The sequence below is a fragment of the Bacillus sp. Nf3 genome, assembly GCF_003028545.1.
Lineage (GTDB): Bacteria > Bacillota > Bacilli > Bacillales > Bacillaceae > Bacillus > Bacillus safensis.
This window is the reverse complement of the sequence record NZ_PYUA01000104.1, coordinates 1-526: the sequence shown is the minus strand read 5'-3', so window position 1 is coordinate 526 and position 526 is coordinate 1. Positions and strand designations below refer to the sequence as shown.

Annotated in this window: 1 protein-coding gene and 1 pseudogene; both read right to left on the bottom strand. The window is 66.3% G+C overall.

The features are described 5' to 3' along the window. Window positions 1-185 (bottom strand): hypothetical protein (locus C9414_RS21060; protein WP_219909143.1); only part of this gene is annotated, 185 nt, incomplete at its 3' end. 51 nt (window positions 186-236) lie between these two features. Continuing rightward, window positions 237-526 (bottom strand): annotated as a pseudogene (locus tag C9414_RS21055) (3-phosphoserine/phosphohydroxythreonine transaminase); the annotation flags it as partial.

The window sequence follows — 526 nt, the reverse complement described above, 5'->3', positions numbered from 1 at the left end:
ATCAGGTTCTGGATGTCACGGTCGATCTGGTCGATCTTCGAACGCACATCGGCCAGTGCCAGCGGCGCCAGGGTCGGCGCCGGGTTCGAGGCGGCCTTGGACTTCGCCTTGCTCTTGGGCGCCGCACTGTCCTTGGCCGGTTCGGCCTTGCTCGGGGCCTTCTTGCTGGATTTGCTGCTTGCCATCGGAATTCCTTGTTGCGGGGCACGCACCCGACGGTGCGCGCCGTTCATTGCTCAACCGTGACGCTGCTGGAAATCGGCCATGAAGGCGACCAGCGCCTCGGCCCCGGCCAGCGGCATGGCGTTGTACAGCGAGGCGCGGATGCCGCCGACCACCTTGTGGCCCTTCAGTGCCAGCAGGCCGGCGGCCTTGGCTTCGGCCACGAAACGGGCATCCAGATCGGCGTTGGGCAGGAAGAACGGGATGTTCATCCGCGAACGTGCGGCGTGCGCGACTTCGTTGCGGTAGAAGCCACCGGAGCCATCGATGGCGCCGTACACCAGCGCGGCCTTGGCGGCATTGC